12 protein-coding genes are annotated in these 17,514 nt (G+C 71.2%); 3 read left to right on the top strand and 9 right to left on the bottom strand.

The window, feature by feature from the left end:
• Nucleotides 1-64: 64 nt before the first annotated feature.
• Nucleotides 65-724 carry a hypothetical protein gene (locus B118_RS0110285; protein ID WP_018220325.1) on the bottom strand — a complete coding sequence of 220 codons (660 nt, stop codon included), beginning with the start codon at nucleotides 722-724 and terminating at the stop codon, nucleotides 65-67.
• Nucleotides 725-846: 122 nt separating this feature from the next.
• Nucleotides 847-2,454, bottom strand: coding sequence for a hypothetical protein (locus B118_RS0110280; RefSeq protein ID WP_028192729.1), 1,608 nt, complete (start codon nucleotides 2,452-2,454; stop codon nucleotides 847-849).
• 217 nt (nucleotides 2,455-2,671) lie between these two features.
• Between B118_RS0110280 and B118_RS0110275 the strand changes: the two genes are divergently transcribed.
• Both B118_RS0110275 and pgm read left to right on the top strand, forming a co-directional pair.
• On the top strand, nucleotides 2,672-3,658 hold the full coding sequence (locus tag B118_RS0110275) for an App1 family protein (RefSeq protein WP_018220323.1): 987 nt from the start codon (nucleotides 2,672-2,674) through the stop codon (nucleotides 3,656-3,658).
• A 66-nt stretch (nucleotides 3,659-3,724) separates the two neighbouring features.
• On the top strand, nucleotides 3,725-5,383 hold the full coding sequence (gene pgm / locus B118_RS0110270; protein WP_018826564.1) for a phosphoglucomutase (alpha-D-glucose-1,6-bisphosphate-dependent): 1,659 nt from the start codon (nucleotides 3,725-3,727) through the stop codon (nucleotides 5,381-5,383).
• Between the two features lies 1 nt (nucleotide 5,384).
• Here pgm and B118_RS0110265 read toward each other — a convergent pair whose 3' ends face one another.
• The 3 genes from B118_RS0110265 to B118_RS0110255 all read right to left on the bottom strand — a co-directional run bounded on the left by B118_RS0110265 (nucleotide 5,385) and on the right by B118_RS0110255 (nucleotide 10,131).
• Entirely contained in the window at nucleotides 5,385-6,317 is a 933-nt protein-coding gene (locus tag B118_RS0110265) for an NAD(+)/NADH kinase (protein WP_027646465.1), read from the bottom strand.
• Nucleotides 6,318-6,454: 137 nt separating this feature from the next.
• On the bottom strand, nucleotides 6,455-9,559 hold the full coding sequence (locus B118_RS0110260; RefSeq protein WP_028192728.1) for a M14 family metallopeptidase: 3,105 nt from the start codon (nucleotides 9,557-9,559) through the stop codon (nucleotides 6,455-6,457).
• A gap of 152 nt (nucleotides 9,560-9,711) precedes the next feature.
• Nucleotides 9,712-10,131, bottom strand: a complete 420-nt coding sequence (locus tag B118_RS0110255) for a hypothetical protein (RefSeq protein WP_018810273.1) — start codon at nucleotides 10,129-10,131, stop codon at nucleotides 9,712-9,714.
• Nucleotides 10,132-10,213: 82 nt separating this feature from the next.
• Between B118_RS0110255 and B118_RS0110250 the strand changes: the two genes are divergently transcribed.
• Nucleotides 10,214-10,771: a dihydrofolate reductase family protein gene (locus B118_RS0110250; protein ID WP_028192727.1), complete on the top strand. Its 558-nt coding sequence runs from the start codon at nucleotides 10,214-10,216 to the stop codon at nucleotides 10,769-10,771.
• Between the two features lie 232 nt (nucleotides 10,772-11,003).
• Here the strand turns inward: B118_RS0110250 and B118_RS0110245 are convergent, their stop codons facing one another.
• From B118_RS0110245 to B118_RS0110230, 4 genes are all read right to left on the bottom strand, one after another.
• Nucleotides 11,004-13,418: a Tex family protein gene (locus B118_RS0110245; protein ID WP_028192726.1), complete on the bottom strand. Its 2,415-nt coding sequence runs from the start codon at nucleotides 13,416-13,418 to the stop codon at nucleotides 11,004-11,006.
• A gap of 105 nt (nucleotides 13,419-13,523) precedes the next feature.
• Nucleotides 13,524-14,699, bottom strand: coding sequence for an MBL fold metallo-hydrolase (locus tag B118_RS0110240; RefSeq protein WP_043541162.1), 1,176 nt, complete (start codon nucleotides 14,697-14,699; stop codon nucleotides 13,524-13,526).
• A 129-nt stretch (nucleotides 14,700-14,828) separates the two neighbouring features.
• Entirely contained in the window at nucleotides 14,829-15,584 is a 756-nt protein-coding gene (locus B118_RS0110235; RefSeq protein WP_018220314.1) for a succinate dehydrogenase/fumarate reductase iron-sulfur subunit, read from the bottom strand.
• A complete protein-coding gene (locus B118_RS0110230) occupies nucleotides 15,581-17,512 on the bottom strand; it encodes a fumarate reductase/succinate dehydrogenase flavoprotein subunit (protein ID WP_018220313.1) in 1,932 nt (643 codons plus the stop codon). Before B118_RS0110230 ends, B118_RS0110235 begins: the two co-directional genes overlap by 4 nt.
• Nucleotides 17,513-17,514: the final 2 nt, after the last annotated feature.

The raw sequence follows: 17,514 nt of genomic DNA, 5'->3' as shown, positions 1-17,514 counted from the left end.
GGATGGTCCGCCGATCCGGTCCCGGTGCTCGATCCGCCCACCCACCGATAAGATCAGCTGTTCGCTAGCTCGGGGGCGGTGGCCCCAGCTCCGTGGCCTGCATGATGCGTACGCGGGCCGGTCCGTGCGGCACGCTCACCAGATAGCAGCCGGTGCCAGGGCGCAGTATCGCCGGTGCGTCCAGCAGGGCGGCGCTCCGGACGAGGATCGCCGCCAGGTCCCGGTCGGTCACCCGGATCCCGAGGATGTGCCGGCGGATGTGCCGGCCACCGGCCAACAGCGCGGCTCGCCAGGCCGCTGCGGCCAGCTGGGTCCGCCCCACTCGTCGGGGGAGGGACGCGTCGCGCACCGGCGCACCGATGAGTTCCCCACGTCCCCGGCGCCAGCTGGCACCCAGGATGGCGGCGTACCCGGGTTGTTGGGCCGGGGCGATGGTCAGCCGGTGCAGCTCGTAGCGGCGACGCAGCCCGCCGACGGCAGTTTCGTGCGTGACCGGAACCTCGAGCTGGTGGAGCAGGTGGCGGAGCCGCTGCGCCGCGTCCTCGCGGTTGAACTCCACCCGCGCGGGCGTGTGGACGGGGGCGCCGCGCTGGCGTCGGGCCGCCGTCGGCGCGGTCACGCAGCGCAGGAGACAGGCGGCCTCGAACGCGGCGGTCAGGGTCCGCCAGTCCAGCGGCGGCGGGGTCGACGCTGACCGGGGGCGGTCCAGCAGGGTCGGGTTCACCGTGGGACTCCTTAGCGGCGTCGGATTTCCCCTACGGTGGCGGCTGTCACAAGCGTAGGGAACCGATTGGGCCAAGCCTTGAGGAAATCTTGCGGGTGTGGCGGCGGTTGTCGACGGTCGCGCTACTGCCAGGGCCGGAGCGGTGTCTCCGGGTGATACACCCGATACTCATCGACGTCGGCGAGGAGGGCGGCGTCAGCTCGTTCGCCCAGCAGTTGGCGCAGGCGTTGCTCCTGGCGCGATCCGGTCTCCACCACGTATCCGGGCCGGCTCGCCACCGCCACCCGGTCCCAGTAGGCGGGGCGGCGGTTATTTCCCGGGTTGAGCTCGTCGTCAAGGACTCCGCAGGCCACCTCCTCGTCCGTGTTGAAGATCAGCCGGTTGCAGGTCCAGTAGGTCCCGTAGACCTCGTGGGGACCGGACACCCGCAGGGTGTTCGCCAACTCCCGGGCGGCGCGTTCGTTGGCCCGAGAAGCGGCGGTGCCGGTGGTGATGAACAAGACCGTGACCAGCGAGGCGGTGACGGCGAGGGCGGCGAGGAACGCCGCGGCGAGCGTGCCCGCCAGCCGACCAAACACACCGGTGGTGCCCTGTAGGGCCGCGACCGCCGCCTGCCAGAGCGGCCACAGCACCGCGGGTAGGGACAGGTGCAGCAGTGCCAGGTAGCGGGCGTTAGCGAGGGGATCCGTGGCGGCGACCGAAGTGCGGGTGTACGACAGGAGGGTCAACGCCGCGCCGACGACCAGCGCGAGGTGCACGACCGGGGCGACCCGCGCGGCCCGTCCGGTGGCCCGCCGATACGCGACGACCGCGACCACGGCCGCGATCACCAGCAGCGCCGGGTAGAGCAGGCCGAACCCCTCCAGCCAGCGGCTGCACCCGTTGACGGGGCAGAGCCCGGTGGCCAGCGGCACCCCCTCCAATACGGCACCGGAGAACCGTTGGGCCAGCGGTGGGTCCGAATCGTCGTGGACCTGACTGAGCACCGACAGCGGGTCCGTACCCGGGCCGGCGGTGCGGTAGTACGCGATCATCGGTGCGACGCCGAGCGCGAATCCGGCGACCAGCAGCGCGCCCGCCCAGCCGAGCAGGTCGCGGCGGGCCGCCCACAGCAGCGCCAGAGTGGCGGCCCCGACGTAGGGCAGGAGCAGCCAGTCGGACCAGACGGCCACCCCGGCGAGCAGGCCGAACAGGCCGACAGCCAGCCGGCGGAGCCGGAGCGTCCCCCGGGCCAGCCCCACCACGACCAGCAGCATCAGCAGCACCGCCACCTTCCCCTCCGGGCGCCCGCCCACCGCGGTCAGCTGGTCCCGGATCACCCGCTCTGAACCGAGCGCGAGCAGGCCGACGATCAGGGTGGCGAACCAGGGGGAGCCGATTCGGCGGGTCAGCCGATGGATCAGCCAGAGGAAGAGCGCGTAGAGGGCCAGCAGCGGCAGCCGGAGCGCCGGCCAGCTCGGCCCGAAGAGCGCGAACAGGGGCGCGGCGAGGTACGACTCCAGCACCCCCATGTAGTGCTGCCCGTACAGGAACACGGGCCGCTCCTGGCCAGCGGCGATGTGTAGGGCGGCGAGTCCGAACGTCGCCTCGTCGCTGTTTGCCGGCGGGATCGTGGCGAGCGTGAGGAGGAGCCGGTACCCGGTACCAGCCACCCCGAGCACCAGCGCGACGAGCGCCGGCGGGTCCAGCCGCCGGCGCCACCGCCCACGGCGCGGTAGAGGTTGCGACACGACCAAGCCCCCGTCATCCCCTCACCGGAGTCTGTCACAGGCGCCCGGCGGGCCGGAGCGGTTCGCTGCCGACCCATTCGCCCGGCGTGGTCGCGGCTGGGCGGGGCCCGCCCGTTCGCCTGGCGTGGTCGCGGTAGGTCGGTTGTGGCAGGGTGGCCGTGTGCCACCGACTTCCGCCGGCCAACTGGCCGTACCTCAACTACACCGGGCTGCGCGGATGGAGGACGCGGTACACCGTCTGGTCGAGCGGCGGCTCCGGCGCACCGGTTGGCGGATCCACACCGTGGCCTACCCGGGCTACGGGGCCCCGGGCTGGGTCCGGGTGATGTGTCGGGTGCTGTTGCGGCGGCCGGACAACCGACAGCGAGGCCGGCCGGAGAAGGTTCGGGGCTGGCGTAGCTTCGCCACCCTGCCGGCCAAGCACGTCCAGGTGGACATCGAGTCGGGGGGCGAGCGGCATGAGACGCGAACCGACCGCAGCGGCTTCGTGGACACGACTGTGCCGGTGGACCTGCCCCCGGGTTGGGGATCGGTGCGGATCCGAGTCCCGGAGGCCGAGCCGGTCCAGGCGCCGGTGCGGATTCTTGACCCCCGGGTGCGCTTCGGGGTGATCTCCGACGTTGACGACACGGTCATGGTCACCACGCTGCCCCGGCCCCTGCTGGCCGCCTGGAACACGTTCGTCCTGGACGAGCATGCCCGGGCTGCGGTGCCCGGGATGGCCGTGCTGTACGAGCGGCTGGTCACCGCCCACCCCGGCGCTCCGGTGTTCTACCTGTCCACCGGCGCCTGGAATGTAGCGCCGACCCTGACCCGGTTTCTGTCTCGGCACCTCTATCCGGCCGGGCCGTTGCTGCTCACCGACTGGGGCCCGACGGCGGACCGGTGGTTCCGCAGCGGCCGGGAGCACAAGCGGGCCACCCTGACCCGGCTCGCCACGGAGTTCCCGGACGTGCGATGGCTGCTGGTCGGCGACGACGGTCAGCACGACCAGGAGATCTACCGGGAGTTCGCGGTGTCCCACCCGGACAACGTCGCCGGGATCGCGATTCGCCGGCTCTCCCCGACCCAGGCGATGCTCGCCGGCGCGCTGCCGTACTCAGCCAGCGACCGCGTCTCGACTCCGCCGGTGGGGCAGGAGTGGCTCTCGGCGCCGGACGGGGCCGGGCTGTGGCACCTGCTGCGGGAGGCGGGCCTGGTCTGAGCCGCGGGTCCACCGGATCTTGATAGCGTCGAGGCACGGCTGATGTGGCCGGGACGAGGAGGTCACGTGGTGAGCACGCACCCCCGCGCGGGCCAGCCGGCCCAGCCAGCCGACCTGGTGGACGTGGCGATGCTGGTCACCGCGTACTACGCGGAGCACCCGGACCCGGCGGACCCGGAGCAGCAGGTCTCCTTCGGTACCTCCGGGCACCGGGGGTCCGCACTGCGGAACGCGTTCAACTCCGATCACATCGTCGCGATCACCCAGGCGCTCTGTGACTACCGGCGGGAGTGCGGCCTGGACGGCCCGCTCTTCCTCGGCCGGGACACCCACGCGCTATCCGCCCCGGCGGCGGTCGACGCGCTGGAGGTGCTCGCCGCCAATGAGGTCCCGGTCCTGTTGGACCGCCGGGACGGATACGTTCCGACGCCGGCGGTCTCCCACGCCATCCTGGCCCACAACCGGGGGCGGAGCAGCGGGCTCGCCGACGGCATCGTGATCACCCCGTCGCACAACCCGCCGGAGGACGGCGGGTTCAAGTACAACCCGACCCACGGGGGCCCGGCGGACACCGATGTCACGACGCGGATTCAGGAGCGTGCGAACGCGATCCTCGCCGCCGGGCTCAAGGAGGTGCGCCGCATCCCGTACGCGCGGGCGCGCACCGCCGACACCACCGGCCGGTACGACTTCCTCGGCCACTACGTGACCGACCTGCCGTCCGTGCTCGACCTTGACGCGGTCCGGTCAGCCGGCGTCCGGATCGGTGCTGATCCGCTCGGTGGGGCCAGTGTCGCCTACTGGGGCGAGATCGCGGACCGGCATCGGCTGGACCTCACCGTGGTCACCCCGACCGTCGATCCGACGTGGCGGTTCATGACCCTGGACGGGGACGGCCGGATCCGAATGGACTGTTCGTCTCCGAACGCGATGGCGTCGCTGATCGCCGCCCGGGACCGATTCGCGGTCTCCACCGGTAACGACGCCGATGCCGACCGGCACGGCATCGTCACCCCGGACGCCGGTCTGCTGAACCCGAACCACTACCTGACGGTGGCCATCGCCCACCTGTTCCGGACCCGGACGCGGTGGGCGCCGGACGCCGCCGTCGGCAAGACCCTGGTCTCCTCGTCGATGATCGACCGGGTCGCCGCCGACCTGGGGCGCCCGCTGTTGGAGGTGCCGGTCGGCTTCAAGTGGTTCGTGCCGGGCCTGCTCGACGGCGCGGTCGGCTTCGGTGGCGAGGAGAGCGCCGGTGCCTCCTTCCTGCGTCGCGACGGCAGCACCTGGACCACCGACAAGGACGGCATCCTGCTCTGCCTGCTGGCGTCCGAGATCATCGCCACCACCGGCCGGAGCCCGAGCGAGCACTGGGCGGAGCTGGCTGGGCGGTTCGGCGCACCCGCGTACGCCCGGATCGACGCTCCCGCCAGCCGGGCGGAGAAGGCGGTGCTCGGTCGACTCTCGCCAGAACAGGTGACGGCTACCGAGCTGGCCGGTGAACCGATCACGGCCACGCTCACCCGCGCACCGGGTAACGGGGCCCCGATCGGTGGCCTGAAGGTCACCACCGAGAGCGGTTGGTTCGCCGCCCGCCCTTCCGGCACGGAGGATGTCTACAAGATCTACGCCGAGTCGTTCCGGGGGCCCGAGCAGCTGGCGCGAATCCAGGCGGAGGCGAAGGAACTGGTCTCGTCGGTGCTGGCGGCGGCCTCGGGCCGGTGAGTCAACGGTGCGGCGGGGGGTGCCACCGTCGGCTCATCTCCCCGCGGAGGCTCTCGGGGAGGAGCTCGCGCAGCTGCTCGGGCAGGAGCGGCAGGTCCAGCAGGCCCAGCTTGAGCTGGTTGCGCTCTCGGTAGCGACGTGGGTCGAGGCGCACCACCAGGCCGGCGTCGCGGTGGTATCTCACCTCCACCGCGCCCTCGGTCACCGCGTCCTGGATCACCTGCCCGTCCATCTCCACCGCCATCGGCGCGGAGCCCGGGGCAAGCTCCAGCCGGATCTGCTCGTCGGGGGAGAGGACCACCGAGCGGGAGATCCCCGCCATCGACGCGGACGGGGTCACCACCACCACGTCGCTCGCCGGGGAGACCAGCGGTCCGCCGGCGGCGTAGCCGTACGCCGTTGACCCGGTCGGTGTGCTCACCACCAGCGCGTCGCACCGGTAGTAGCCGTACCGCTGCCCATCCACGGCGAGGGTGGCGGTGACGAAGCCCGCGCCGGGCCGGCGAACCAACGCCACATCGTTGAACGCGACCACATCATCACCGCAGACCGCGCAGGCCAGGCAGCTGTGCCGCTCCACGGTGAAGTCCCGGTTGGCCAGCCGGGCCAACGCGGTCGGCAGGTCCGGTGGCTCGACCTCGACCAGGAAGCCAAACTGGCCCAGATGCACCCCGAGCACCGGTTTCGGGTCGCGGACCGTCGAGCGCAACGCGCCGAGCATGGTGCCGTCGCCGCCGATGCTGATCAGCACGTCGCTGGTCGGGGCCACCTGCTCGGTGGGCAGCGCCTCCACCGTCGCCGGTACCCGGTGCCGGTCCGGCCCCCGCACCGCCAGCGTTATCCGGTGCCTTGTCGCCCAATCGACGATGACGTCGACCACCTCGGATACGTCCCGGGTCGGGTGCAGCACCAGTCCGAGCCGGATCTGATCCATCTGCCCAGCTCACCACATTCGGGCTGGCCCGGCGGGACTTCGTCGGCCGCCGACGGTGCGGTTGGCCCGGACACCCCGCCCGTAGCCACGCGGGCGCCGGCGGTCGCTGCGGACCGCCGGCGCCGCACCACGAGCCGTCAGCGGCGATCCGCCGCGAACAGATGGTCTATCGTCCGCTGGACCAGGTCAGCCCGGGCTTCCGGAGCCAACCCCTCCAGGCCGAAGCCGAGGTAGACGGTGTCCGCGGTGACCACCGCCGACCCCTCCGCGAAGGCCTGCTGGCTGCGCCCCCAGTTCTCCGTCGTCTCGGCCGAGCCGGGCGGCGGGCCGGCCAGCGCCCAGTCACCCAGGTCCGTCTCGAACGAGGTGTCGCTGACCGCGGCGCCGTCCACGATCACCCGGGCGTCGTCAAGGAAGACCCCCAGACCCTGCGTGCTCCAGTCCGAGATGTATGAGATCGACAGCTCGACCTCCGTACCGGCGTACCCGGAGAGGTCGACCACGAGCTCCTGCCAGCCGCTGGAGGCACCGGTGATGGCGTTCCAACTGCCGGTGGTGCCCGTCGGCGAGCAGTCCTCGCCCTGGTATCGGGCGAGCCACGGGTGTAGCGCCTCGACCCAGCCCGACTCGCAGCTGTCCCCGGTGTCGGTGCTGGTCCGGCCGTTGGCGTCCGGCAGGGTCGTCCAGCTGTCGCTGCCCACCTCGTGCGCCTCGACGATCAGGTAGTCCCAGTTCGTCTCGATGTCGTACGAGGTGAAGAGGCGCAGCTCGGCGGCGTTGGCGCCGGTGAGGTCAACGGTCTGGGTGAGCCGCTTGTACGAGTTGTTGGTCTGGCCGCTCCACAGATACCAGTCACCGGTACGCGGGTCGAACGGCGCACCCCCCGGTCGCTCCCAGCCGAGCGGCGCCGCGCTGTCGAACTGCGGGAACTGCTCCGGTGGCAGGAAGCCCGACGTGGTCAGGAACGACGCCGTGTGCTCCTGGTTCTCCGCCGAGCCCGGTGCGTTGAGTGCGCCGGTGAAGCCGGTGAACCGGTCGTCGGTGCCGGTCACCGGGTACGGCCCGGCCTCGCCGGTGCCACCGTCACTCACGTAGGTGAAGGCCCCCAGCCAGTACTGCTGGAAGTCGTTGAGCACCGGCAGGCACGTCTCGTCGTTGGAGTCGGTGCACTCCGCCGGCCCGTTCGGCTGGTAGCTGTAGCCGCCGTTGGCGGCCTGGGCGTAGAGCGCGTACTCCCCGCTGAGCAGGAGCTTGCCCCCCTCGTTCAGGTAGTCCCGGACGGACAACTCGGTCTCCACCGCCGCCCGGGCGATGGTGCCCGGTACCTGTCCCGGAGAACGCGGGATGATGTCGTCACCGGTCTCCCAGAGCACCATCTGGTAGTGCGACAGCACACCCAGGTGGTGCGGAGCCTGGCGACCCATCGTGTCAAAGTCGTACACGTCGCTGGTGCGCCCGGCCGCGGTCAGCGCGTCGGCCATCTCGTCGGCGTACTTCGCGCTGGTGGCGTCCTGGTCCGGGACCGGCCCGGTGACATCCTCCACCGCCAGCACCAGGACGTCGCCGCCGATGTCGTCGTGCACCTGGTAGGTGAAGCGCTCGCTGGTCACCTTCCCCGCTTTGGGCTTCTTGCCGCTGAACCAGACCTCGACCTGGTCGCCGGGTTTGGCCCCCCGCACCGTGCCCCGCAGCTCGGCGTAGTAGTCGTCGTGGGTGTCGCCGTAGCGCTCACCGCCCTGCCACTCGCGGACGCGGACCGTCTTGGTCCGGCCGTCGTTGATCGTGTAGTGCATCCGTACGTTGCGTAGCGCCCGTCGGGTGATCGAGGCGACCTGCTGGTCGCGGCCGTACGACGTGTCGAAGGCGTCCACCACGAAGTCCGGGGTGCTGCGGCCGACCACCGACACCGGCTCGTCCGGTTCGTGGGCCGACTGCGCCACGGCCAGGGCGAACGGCAGGTTCTTCGCCACCTCCGCGGAGATCAGTTTCTCGTCGTCGGGGAAGATGAAGCCGCTGACGCAGTCCTCCGGTAGCCATTCGTCGTCCGGGTCGGAGGCCGCCGCGGCCTGACAGGTAGACATCTCCGGGGTGAAGCCGAGGGTGCCGTAGCGGACCGTGGCGTGCGTGTCGGTGTCGCCGTTGGTGGTGTACAGCTCGGCCGAGATGTCCGGGTCGTAGCCGGGTACGGCCGGGTTCTCGTCGTCGCCGACCATCGCCTCATAGATGATGTCGTCCGGGGTGGGGGTGGCTACCTGCCAGCCCACGCCGTAGAGCAGCAGTTGGGCGGCGGAGTGGTAGTTCACGAAGAACTCGAAGCCGACCCGTCGGAACAGCTGGTCCAGCGCCTGGGTCTCGGGCTCCGAGTGCGGGCTGGGGCCCCGGTAGGTGTTGCTGTTCGGGTCGGGGGAGGAGCCTTCGTTGTCGTATCCCCACTTGTAGCCCCAGTTGCGGTTCAGGTCGACGCCGTCGGCGGTGCTGATCTGTCCGTCGCCGTCGTTGTCCCGTAGGTTCTTGCGCCAGAGCCGGTTGCCGGGCGTGAAGGTGTGGTCGTAGCCGTCCGGGTTGGCGACGGGCAGGAACCACAGCTCGGTGGTGTCCACCAGCCGGGTGATCTCCTGGTCCGTGCCGTAGTTGTCAAGGACGTGGTGCATCAGCCGCCGGGTCATCTCCGGCGTGATCCACTCTCGGGCGTGCTGCGCGCTGGCGTACAGGACCGCCGGGCGTTTGCCGTCGCGGGTCCGGTCCGCGTTCTTGGTCACCTTGACGGCGAGGATCGGCTGGCCCTGGTGGCTGCGGCCGATCGTCGTCACCTTCGTCAGCTCTGGGTAGCGGGCGGCGGTGGCGGTGATCTCGTCTCGGATGCCGCCCGGCTCGCTGTAGGACCGGAAGGCGGACCAACCGGTGGCGGCCTGCTCCCGCAGCGCCTCGCTGGCCGGCTTGCCCCGTACCTTCTTGACCTCCAGCTGCACGCCCTGGCTCGCCAATCGGGCCGCCTGCCGCTTACTCAGAACCGTCTCGACGCGGACGTCGCCGGACCGGTCGGTCTCGGTGTGCTCGTGGCCGAGGTCGGCCCCGGCCTGCCGCAGCTTTTCCAGCTGCTCCGGGCCAACCGTGCCGACATACACCTCCAGACTGTCCCGGCTGCCCGGTTCGGACCCCGGTTGTGCGGTTGCCGGTGCGGTCAGCGCCAACGCGCCGACCAGGGTAAACACGCCGGCAATCGCCAGCCGTGTGCGCCTCATCGCGCCTCCTGGGATGGAAGGGCCTGTGCCGCGAGCTTTCGCCATCCGTCAACGGCTGTCAATCAAACGTCTGGGTGGCTCTTCGCGATGGAGCGGGAACACTGAGGCGCGTCACCGCCGGGGTGGCGCCTCGCTGCTCAGCTCGCCCAGGGTCAGCCGGCGTCGTCCAACCGCCGGCGCAGCAGCAACCGCAGTGGCACCGACTCGCCGTCACGGCCGCCCGCGCCGACGACCAGCGGCGCCGGGCTGGGCTGCGGGTTCGCGCCGAAGAGCCGGGCGCGAAGGCCGCCGGGCACGACCAGGAGGTGGAATCGGCCGTCCACGTCCACCGCGCGGCTGCGGGCCCGATCCACGTACCAGCCCCGCAGCCGGGTCCGGTAACGCCCCCGGCCCCCGTGCCCGGTCGCCGTGAGCCGCTCGGGTGGCAGGTCGCGACGGCGGGCCTCGGCCACGAACTCCGCGACCAACTCGGCGGCCTCCGCCTGCTCGGCGAGTCGTCGGTGCTCCTCGGCCGCGGCGTGCGCCGCTACCGCCCGTCGTCGCTGCTCCCGCCAGTCCCGGCTCTCCTCCACTCCCACGTCTGTGACGCTACGCCCCCACCCGCCGCGCTCGCCTGGGGCGGTGTTGCGGTGGTGGCGGTTAGGCTGGCTGGCCATGGGAGTGCTCACCTTCACCCTCAACCTCACCCTGGACGGGTGTGTTGACCACCAGGAGGGGATCGCCGACGACGAGACGCACGCCTTCTTCACCCGCCTCATGGACGCGGCCGGGGCGATGCTGTGGGGGCGCGTCACCTACGAGATGTTGGAGAGCTACTGGCCGGCCGTGGCCCGTGGCGAGCAGGAGGCGCCGTCGGCCATGCGCGAGTGGGCGGTCAAGCTGGAGGCCAAACCCAAGTACGTGGTGTCGTCGACCCGCACGGACTTCCCGTGGACCAACAGTCACCACATCGCCGGCGATCTGCGCGAGGGCGTGCAGAAGCTCAAGGACGCGACGGCCGCGGGGGTTCTCCTCGGAAGTGGCAAGCTCGCGACCGAGCTCGACCGGCTGGACCTGATCGACGAGTACAAGCTACTCGTCCATCCCAGGATCGCCGGCCACGGCCCGGCGCTCTACCAGGGCGGGCTGCCCGACCCGCGCCAGCTCGAACTGCTCTCGGCGGAGCCGCTCCGCAACGGCGTGGTGGCCGTGCACTACCGCCGCGCGCACTGAGTCAAGGAGTCCGTCGCCGCCAACGCATCGGCGGGATCGCGTCCTCCTCGCGCTCGCCGCGCAGCGCCCCCAGGAGGCCCTCACGCTGATGTGCGCGGGTGCTGTTCGACCCGGCCGACAGCCGCGTCGAACAGCACCCGCGCTCACACCACCGGGCGGAAGCCCGGAAGCTCGAATCGTTGCATCAGCTGCAACGCGGCCCTTGGTGGGCCTGGCGTCGCGCGGGGTGCGCTCAGGCGAGACCCGCGCGGCGTAGGGCATCCGCCATCGCATCATTGGCCGGGGCCCCGCCCCCACGTCCCGATCGTGGCTGCCCGCCGCGACCGCCCTGCCCGCCGCGGCCCTGGGAGCGATCGCGCTGCCCGCCGCGATCGCCCTGCCCGCCGCGGCCCTGGGGGCGGCCGCCGGCTTCCCGGTCGCCGGCGCGGCCCCCCTGCTGCCCCCGCCCGCCGCGGCCGGCCTCGGTGTCGTCCAGACGCAGGGTCAGCGAGATGCGCTTGCGCGGTACGTCCACGTCGAGGACCCTGACCTTCACCACGTCACCGGACTTCACCACCTCGTGTGGGTCCCGGACGAAAGCGCGGGACATCGCCGAGACGTGCACCAGACCGTCCTGGTGCACGCCGACGTCCACGAATGCGCCGAAGGCGGCCACGTTGGTGACCACCCCCTCCAGGATCAGGCCGGGCACCAGATCGGCGATCGTCTCCACGCCCTCGGCGAAGGTGGCGGTGCGGAACTCCGGCCGCGGGTCCCGGCCGGGCTTCTCCAACTCGGCGAGGATGTCGGTGACCGTCGGTAGCCCGAAGGTGTCATCGACGAAATCGGTGGCCCGCAGCCCGCGCAGGATCGCACTCCGGCCGATCACCGTCGGTAGCTCCTGCTGGACGGCGGCGAGGATCCGCCGCACCACCGGGTACGCCTCCGGATGCACGCTGGACGAGTCCAGCGGGTCGTCACCGCCGGGGATGCGGAGGAAGCCGGCGCACTGTTCGAACGCCTTCGGGCCGAGCCGAGGGACCTGCCGCAGGTCGCGTCGGCTCCGGAACGGCCCGTTGGCGTCTCGGTGTAGCACGATGTTCTCCGCCAGCCCGGCGCCGATGCCGGAGACTCGGGTCAGCAGCGGTGCGGAGGCGGTGTTGACATCGACCCCGACCGCGTTGACGCAGTCCTCGACGACCGCATCGAGGGACCGGGACAAGGCCACCTCGGACAGGTCGTGCTGGTACTGCCCGACCCCGATCGAGCGCGGGTCGATCTTGACCAGTTCGGCGAGCGGGTCCTGGAGGCGGCGGGCGATCGAGACTGCTCCCCGCAGCGACACGTCCAGGCCCGGCAGCTCCTGCGCCGCGTACGCGGACGCCGAGTAGACCGAGGCCCCGGCCTCGGAGACGACGAGCTTGGTGAGGTTCAGCTGGGGGTGGCGCCGGATCAGCTCTCCGGCGAGCCGGTCGGTCTCCCGACTCGCGGTGCCGTTACCGATCGCCACCAACTCCACCTGGTGTGCGGCGGCCAGCCGGGCGAGGGTCTCGATCGAGGCGTCCCACTGCCGGCGTGGTTCGTGCGGGTAGATGGTGTCGGTGGCGACCACCTTGCCGGTGGCGTCAACGACGGCGACCTTCACTCCGGTGCGCAGGCCGGGGTCCAGCCCGATCGTCGCCCGGGTGCCGGCCGGGGCGGCCAGCAGCAGGTCCCGCAGGTTCGTGGCGAAGACTCGTACCGCCTCCGCCTCGGCGGTCTGCCACAACCGCAGGCGTAGGTCCGCGCCGAGGTGGATGAGGATTCGGGTACGCCAGGCCCAGCGAACCGTGTCGCAGAGCCAGCGGTCGGCCGGTCGTCCCTGGTCACTCACCCCGAACCGGGCGGCGATGGCCGTCTCGTACCGGGTCGGGCCGGTGACCGCCGGATCCGGGGCCTCCTCCGACTCCGGCTCCATCGTCAGGTCGAGCACGCCCTCCTTCTCGCCGCGGAACACGGCGAGGATCCGGTGTGCGGGCAGTTTCGGGTACGGCTCGGCGAAGTCGAAGTAGTCGGCGAACTTGGCGCCCGCCGTGGCCTGGCCGTCGCGGACCCGGGACACCAGGCGGCCCCGTGACCACATCTGCTCGCGCAGCGTACCGATCAGGTCGGCGTCCTCGGCGAACCGTTCGACGAGGATGGCTCGGGCGCCGTCGAGCGCGGCGGCGGCGTCGGCGATGCCCCGGTCCGGGTCAACGAACCCGGCGGCCGTCGCCCGCGGCTCCTGGGCTGGCGCGTCGAGCAGGGTGTCGGCGAGGGGCTCCAGGCCGGCCTCCCGGGCGATCTGCGCGCGGGTTCGCCGCTTGGGCTTGTACGGCAGGTAGATGTCCTCCAGCCGAGACTTCGAGTCGGCGGCCATGATCTGTGCCGTCAGGGCTTCGTCGAGCTTGCCCTGGCTGCGGATCGACTCCAGGATGGCGTCCCGCCGTTGGGTCAACTCGCGCAGGTAGCGCAGTCTCTCCTCGAGGGTGCGCAGTTGGGTGTCGTCGAGCAGGCCGGTGGCCTCCTTGCGGTACCGGGCGATGAACGGCACGGTCGCGCCGCCGTCGAGTAGTTCCACGGCTGCGTGCACCTGGCGCTCGGCGACGCCGAGCTCCTCGGCGATCCGCTGAGAAACTGAGAGGGTCACGATCTCGATCCGCCTTCGGGAGTGGTTTCCCGTGCATTCTGCCGGGCGACCGAAGCGGTGGTGGAGTCACCGTCCCGATACGGCGGTTCGGGCTGTCCCCCTCGTTCAGGCGACCGCCTGCCACCAGCCGTCCACCGGCGGTGGATCGTCAACCACCACCCGCTGGCCTGGCCGGGGCACCGCCAGCCGCACGTCCCGGGCCTTCGTCTCGGTCCAGAGCCGGTCCACCGGCTCCGACCAGTCGTGCACGGCGAGGTTGAAGGTCGCCCAGTGCACCGGGATAAGCAGTCCGCCGCGCAGGTCGAGGTGGGCGGTGACCGCCTCCTCCGGGAACATGTGGATATCCCGCCAGGCCCGGTCGTAGGCGCCAATCTGCATCAGGGTCACATCAAAAGGCCCATATCCGGCACCAATGGCAGCGTATCCAGCGAAATACCCGGAATCGCCGGTGTAGAAGACACTGCGGTGCGCCCCGGCGATCACCCAGGAACTCCAGAGGGTGGCGTCCCGGCGCAGGCCGCGTCCGGAGAAGTGCTGGGCCGGGGTCGCGGTGAGCCGTAACCCGGCGATGTCGTGACTCTCCGACCAGTCCAGCTCCACGATCCGGTGCTCCGGAACCCCCCACCGCTGAAGGTGGGCACCGATTCCGAGCGGCACCACGAACGGTGCGTTCTGTCCTGCTGTCAGCCCCTGTACGGTCGCGAGGTCGAGGTGGTCGTAGTGGTCGTGCGAGATCAGGATCGCGTCGACCGCGGGCAACTCGTCGAGGCCGACCGGTGGCGGGTGGAGCCGCCGGGGCCCGACCCGGGTCGACGGGGAACAGCGCTGACTCCACACCGGATCGATCAGCACCCGGCGGGCCTCGATCTCGACCAGCGTGGAGGCGTGGCCGTACCAGACCACGTTCAACTCGGGCGAGTGCGGGGATGACTCCGGTGCAGGCGCTGGGCGCACCAACGGCACCGGCAGCCGCGGGTGACGCTGCTGCTTGCCGAAGAGGAGCTCGCGGAGCAGGTTCCGGTCCGTGGAGCCCGTCGTGGGGCTGGCGGCGGGACGGCTGCTGGCCGGGTTCCGGAAGGCACCGGCCCGGAACTGCGGCGAGTGGCGGGCGCGCTCGGCCCGCGCGCCGGTCAGCCGGCCGCCGAGGGCCAGCGGAACATCCCGTACCGCCCAGGCGAGGCCGGCCAGTGCGGCCATCCCGACCACCCCGCCCAGTCGCCGCCCACCTCTCCCGCGCGGACGGCCCCGCTGCGGACGGCCCCGCTCTGTTGGTGCCCCCATCGCCGTCCCTCCGACTGGATTCCGCCGTACCCGCCGGCCCTACCGCGTCAGCGCCGTCGGCTCCGCCCCCCTCTCGCTTTCGAGAAGGGGGCTACCCGCAACGGAGGGGTTGAACCGACGGTGCCGCGGTCAGGAGCGCCCGGTGTGCTTGGCGGTGGCCGCGAGGTAGTCGCGGTTGAGCCGACCGATGGTGTGCAGCGGGATGCCCTTGGGGCAGACCACGGTGCACTCCCCGGCGTTGGTGCAGCCGCCGAAGCCGGCGTCGTCGTGCGAGTCCACCATGCCGATCACCCGGGTGTACCGCTCCGGCTGGCCCTGCGGCAGCAGCGAGAGCTGGGTGACCTTGGCGGCGGTGAAGAGCATGCCAGAGCCGTTCGGGCAGGCCGCGACGCAGGCGCCGCAGCCGATGCAGGCGGCCGACTCGAAGGCGGCGTCCGCGTCGGCCTTCGCCACCGGTGCCGCGTGCGCCTCGGGCGCACTGCCGGTCGGAGCGGTGACGAAGCCACCCCCCGCGATGATCTGGTCGAAGGCGTTGCGGTTGACCACCAGGTCCTTGACGACCGGGAACGCCCGGGCCCGCCACGGCTCGATATCGATCGTCTCACCGTCGGTGAACTGCCGCATGTGCAGCTGGCAGGCGGTGGTGCCGCGCTGCGGCCCGTGCGCGTTGCCGTTGATCATCATGCCGCACATGCCGCAGATGCCCTCACGGCAGTCATGGTCGAACGCCACCGGCTCCTCACCGGCGAGGGTCAGGCGTTCGTTGAGCACGTCGAGCATCTCCAGGAACGACATGTCTGGAGAAATGTCCTCGACCGGGTAGGTCACCATCCGACCCTTGTCCTCGGGGCCCGTTTGGCGCCAAATGCGTAGGGTCAGGTTCACTTGTAACTCCGCTGCGTGGGGTGGACGTACTCGAACGTGAGGTCTTCCTTGTGTAGCACCGGCTGCTCGGAGCCGTACTCCCAGGCCGCCACGTACGCGAACCGCTCGTCGTCGCGCTGGGCCTCGCCGTCCGGGCTCTGGTGCTCGGCGCGGAAGTGGCCACCGCAGGACTCCTCGCGGTGCAGGGCGTCGATGCACATCAGCTCGGCCAGCTCGAAGAAGTCGGCCACCCGGCCGGCCTTCTCCAGCGACTGGTTGAGCCCGTCGGCGTCGCCGACGATCCGGACCCGCTGCCAGAACTCCTCCCGCAGCGCGCGGATCTCGTCAACCGCCTTGCGCAGACCGGCGGCGGAGCGCTCCATGCCGCAGTGCTCCCACATGATCTGGCCCAGCTCCCGGTGGAACGAGTCCACCGTCCGGTCGCCGTCCACGGAGAGGAGCCGGTGGATCCGATCCTCGACGGTGCGCCGGGCCTCGACCGCCGCCGGGTGGCTCGGTTCGAGCTTCTCGAACGGGCCGGCCGCGAGGTAGTTGGCGATGGTGTTCGGCAGCACGAAGTAGCCGTCGGCGAGCCCCTGCATGAGTGCGGAGGCGCCCAGTCGGTTCGCGCCGTGGTCGGAGAAGTTCGCCTCGCCGATCACGAAGAGGCCGGGGATGGTCGCCTGCAGGTCGTAGTCGACCCAGAGCCCACCCATCGTGTAGTGCACGGCCGGGTAGATCCGCATCGGAACCTCGTACGGGTCCTCGCCGGTGATCCGCTCGTACATCTCGAAGAGGTTGCCGTACTTGGCCTCGATGGACTTGCGGCCCAGCCGCTGGATCGCGTCGGCGAAGTCCAGGTAGACGCCGAGCCGGGTCGGGCCGACGCCGCGCCCCTCGTCGCAGACGTTCTTCGCGGCGCGGGAGGCGATGTCCCGGGGCACCAGGTTGCCGAACGAGGGGTAGATCCGCTCCAGGTAGTAGTCCCGCTCGTCCTCGGGGATCTCGCGGGGATCGCGGTCGTCACCCTCGGCCTTGGGCACCCAGACCCGGCCGTCGTTGCGCAGCGACTCACTCATCAGCGTCAGCTTCGACTGGTGGTCGCCGGAGACCGGAATGCAGGTCGGGTGGATCTGTGTGTAGCAGGGGTTGGCGAAGTACGCCCCCTGGCGGTGCGCCCGCCAGGTGGCGGTGACGTTGCAGCCCTTGGCGTTGGTGGAGAGGTAGAAGACGTTGCCGTAACCGCCGGAGGCGAGCACGACCGCGTCGGCGAACTCGGTGGTGATCTCGCCGGTCACCAGGTCCCGGACGACGATCCCCCGGGCCCGGCCGTCAACGACGATCAGCTCCAGCATCTCGTGCCGGGTGTTCATCTCCACGTTGCCGAGGCCGACCTGACGTTCCAGCGCCTGGTACGCCCCGAGCAGCAGCTGCTGACCCGTCTGGCCCCGGGCGTAGAAGGTGCGCTGTACCTGCGCGCCGCCGAAGGAGCGGGTGTCGAGCAGGCCGCCGTACTCGCGGGCGAACGGGACGCCCTGGGCGACGCACTGGTCAATGATGTTGACCGACACCTCGGCCAGTCGGTGCACGTTCGACTCGCGGGAGCGGAAGTCGCCGCCCTTGACGGTGTCGTAGAAGAGGCGGTGTACCGAGTCGCCGTCGTTGCGGTAGTTCTTCGCCGCGTTGATGCCGCCCTGTGCGGCGATCGAGTGGGCCCGGCGCGGGCTGTCCTGGTAGCAGTAGGACCGGACCCGGTAGCCCTGCTCGGCGAGGGTGGCGGCGGCCGAACCACCGGCCAGGCCGGTGCCGACGACGATCACCGTCAGCTTGCGACGGTTGGCCGGGTTGACCAGCTTGGCGTTGAACCGGCGACTGTCCCAGCGGCCCTCGATCGGTCCGTCCGGGGCCCGGGTGTCGGTGACCGGGTTACCTTCGGTGTAGAGATCCATGG

Source organism: Salinispora pacifica CNR114 (assembly GCF_000514775.1).
GTDB classification, from domain to species: domain Bacteria; phylum Actinomycetota; class Actinomycetes; order Mycobacteriales; family Micromonosporaceae; genus Micromonospora; species Micromonospora pacifica.
The sequence above is the reverse complement of the archived record's forward strand: the minus strand, read 5'-3'. Positions and strand labels throughout refer to the sequence as shown.

Excerpts from the sequence above, each read along its gene's own strand:
- B118_RS0110275 (WP_018220323.1), top strand. The coding sequence starts at position 2,672 with ATGGAGGACGCGGTACACCGTCTGGTCGAGCGGCGGCTCCGGCGCACC.
- B118_RS0110265 (WP_027646465.1), bottom strand. The coding sequence starts at position 6,317 with ATGGATCAGATCCGGCTCGGACTGGTGCTGCACCCGACCCGGGACGTA.
- B118_RS0110260 (WP_028192728.1), bottom strand. The coding sequence starts at position 9,559 with ATGAGGCGCACACGGCTGGCGATTGCCGGCGTGTTTACCCTGGTCGGC.
- B118_RS0110250 (WP_028192727.1), top strand. The coding sequence starts at position 10,214 with ATGGGAGTGCTCACCTTCACCCTCAACCTCACCCTGGACGGGTGTGTT.
- B118_RS0110240 (WP_043541162.1), bottom strand. The coding sequence starts at position 14,699 with ATGGGGGCACCAACAGAGCGGGGCCGTCCGCAGCGGGGCCGTCCGCGC.
- B118_RS0110230 (WP_018220313.1), bottom strand. The coding sequence starts at position 17,512 with ATGGATCTCTACACCGAAGGTAACCCGGTCACCGACACCCGGGCCCCG.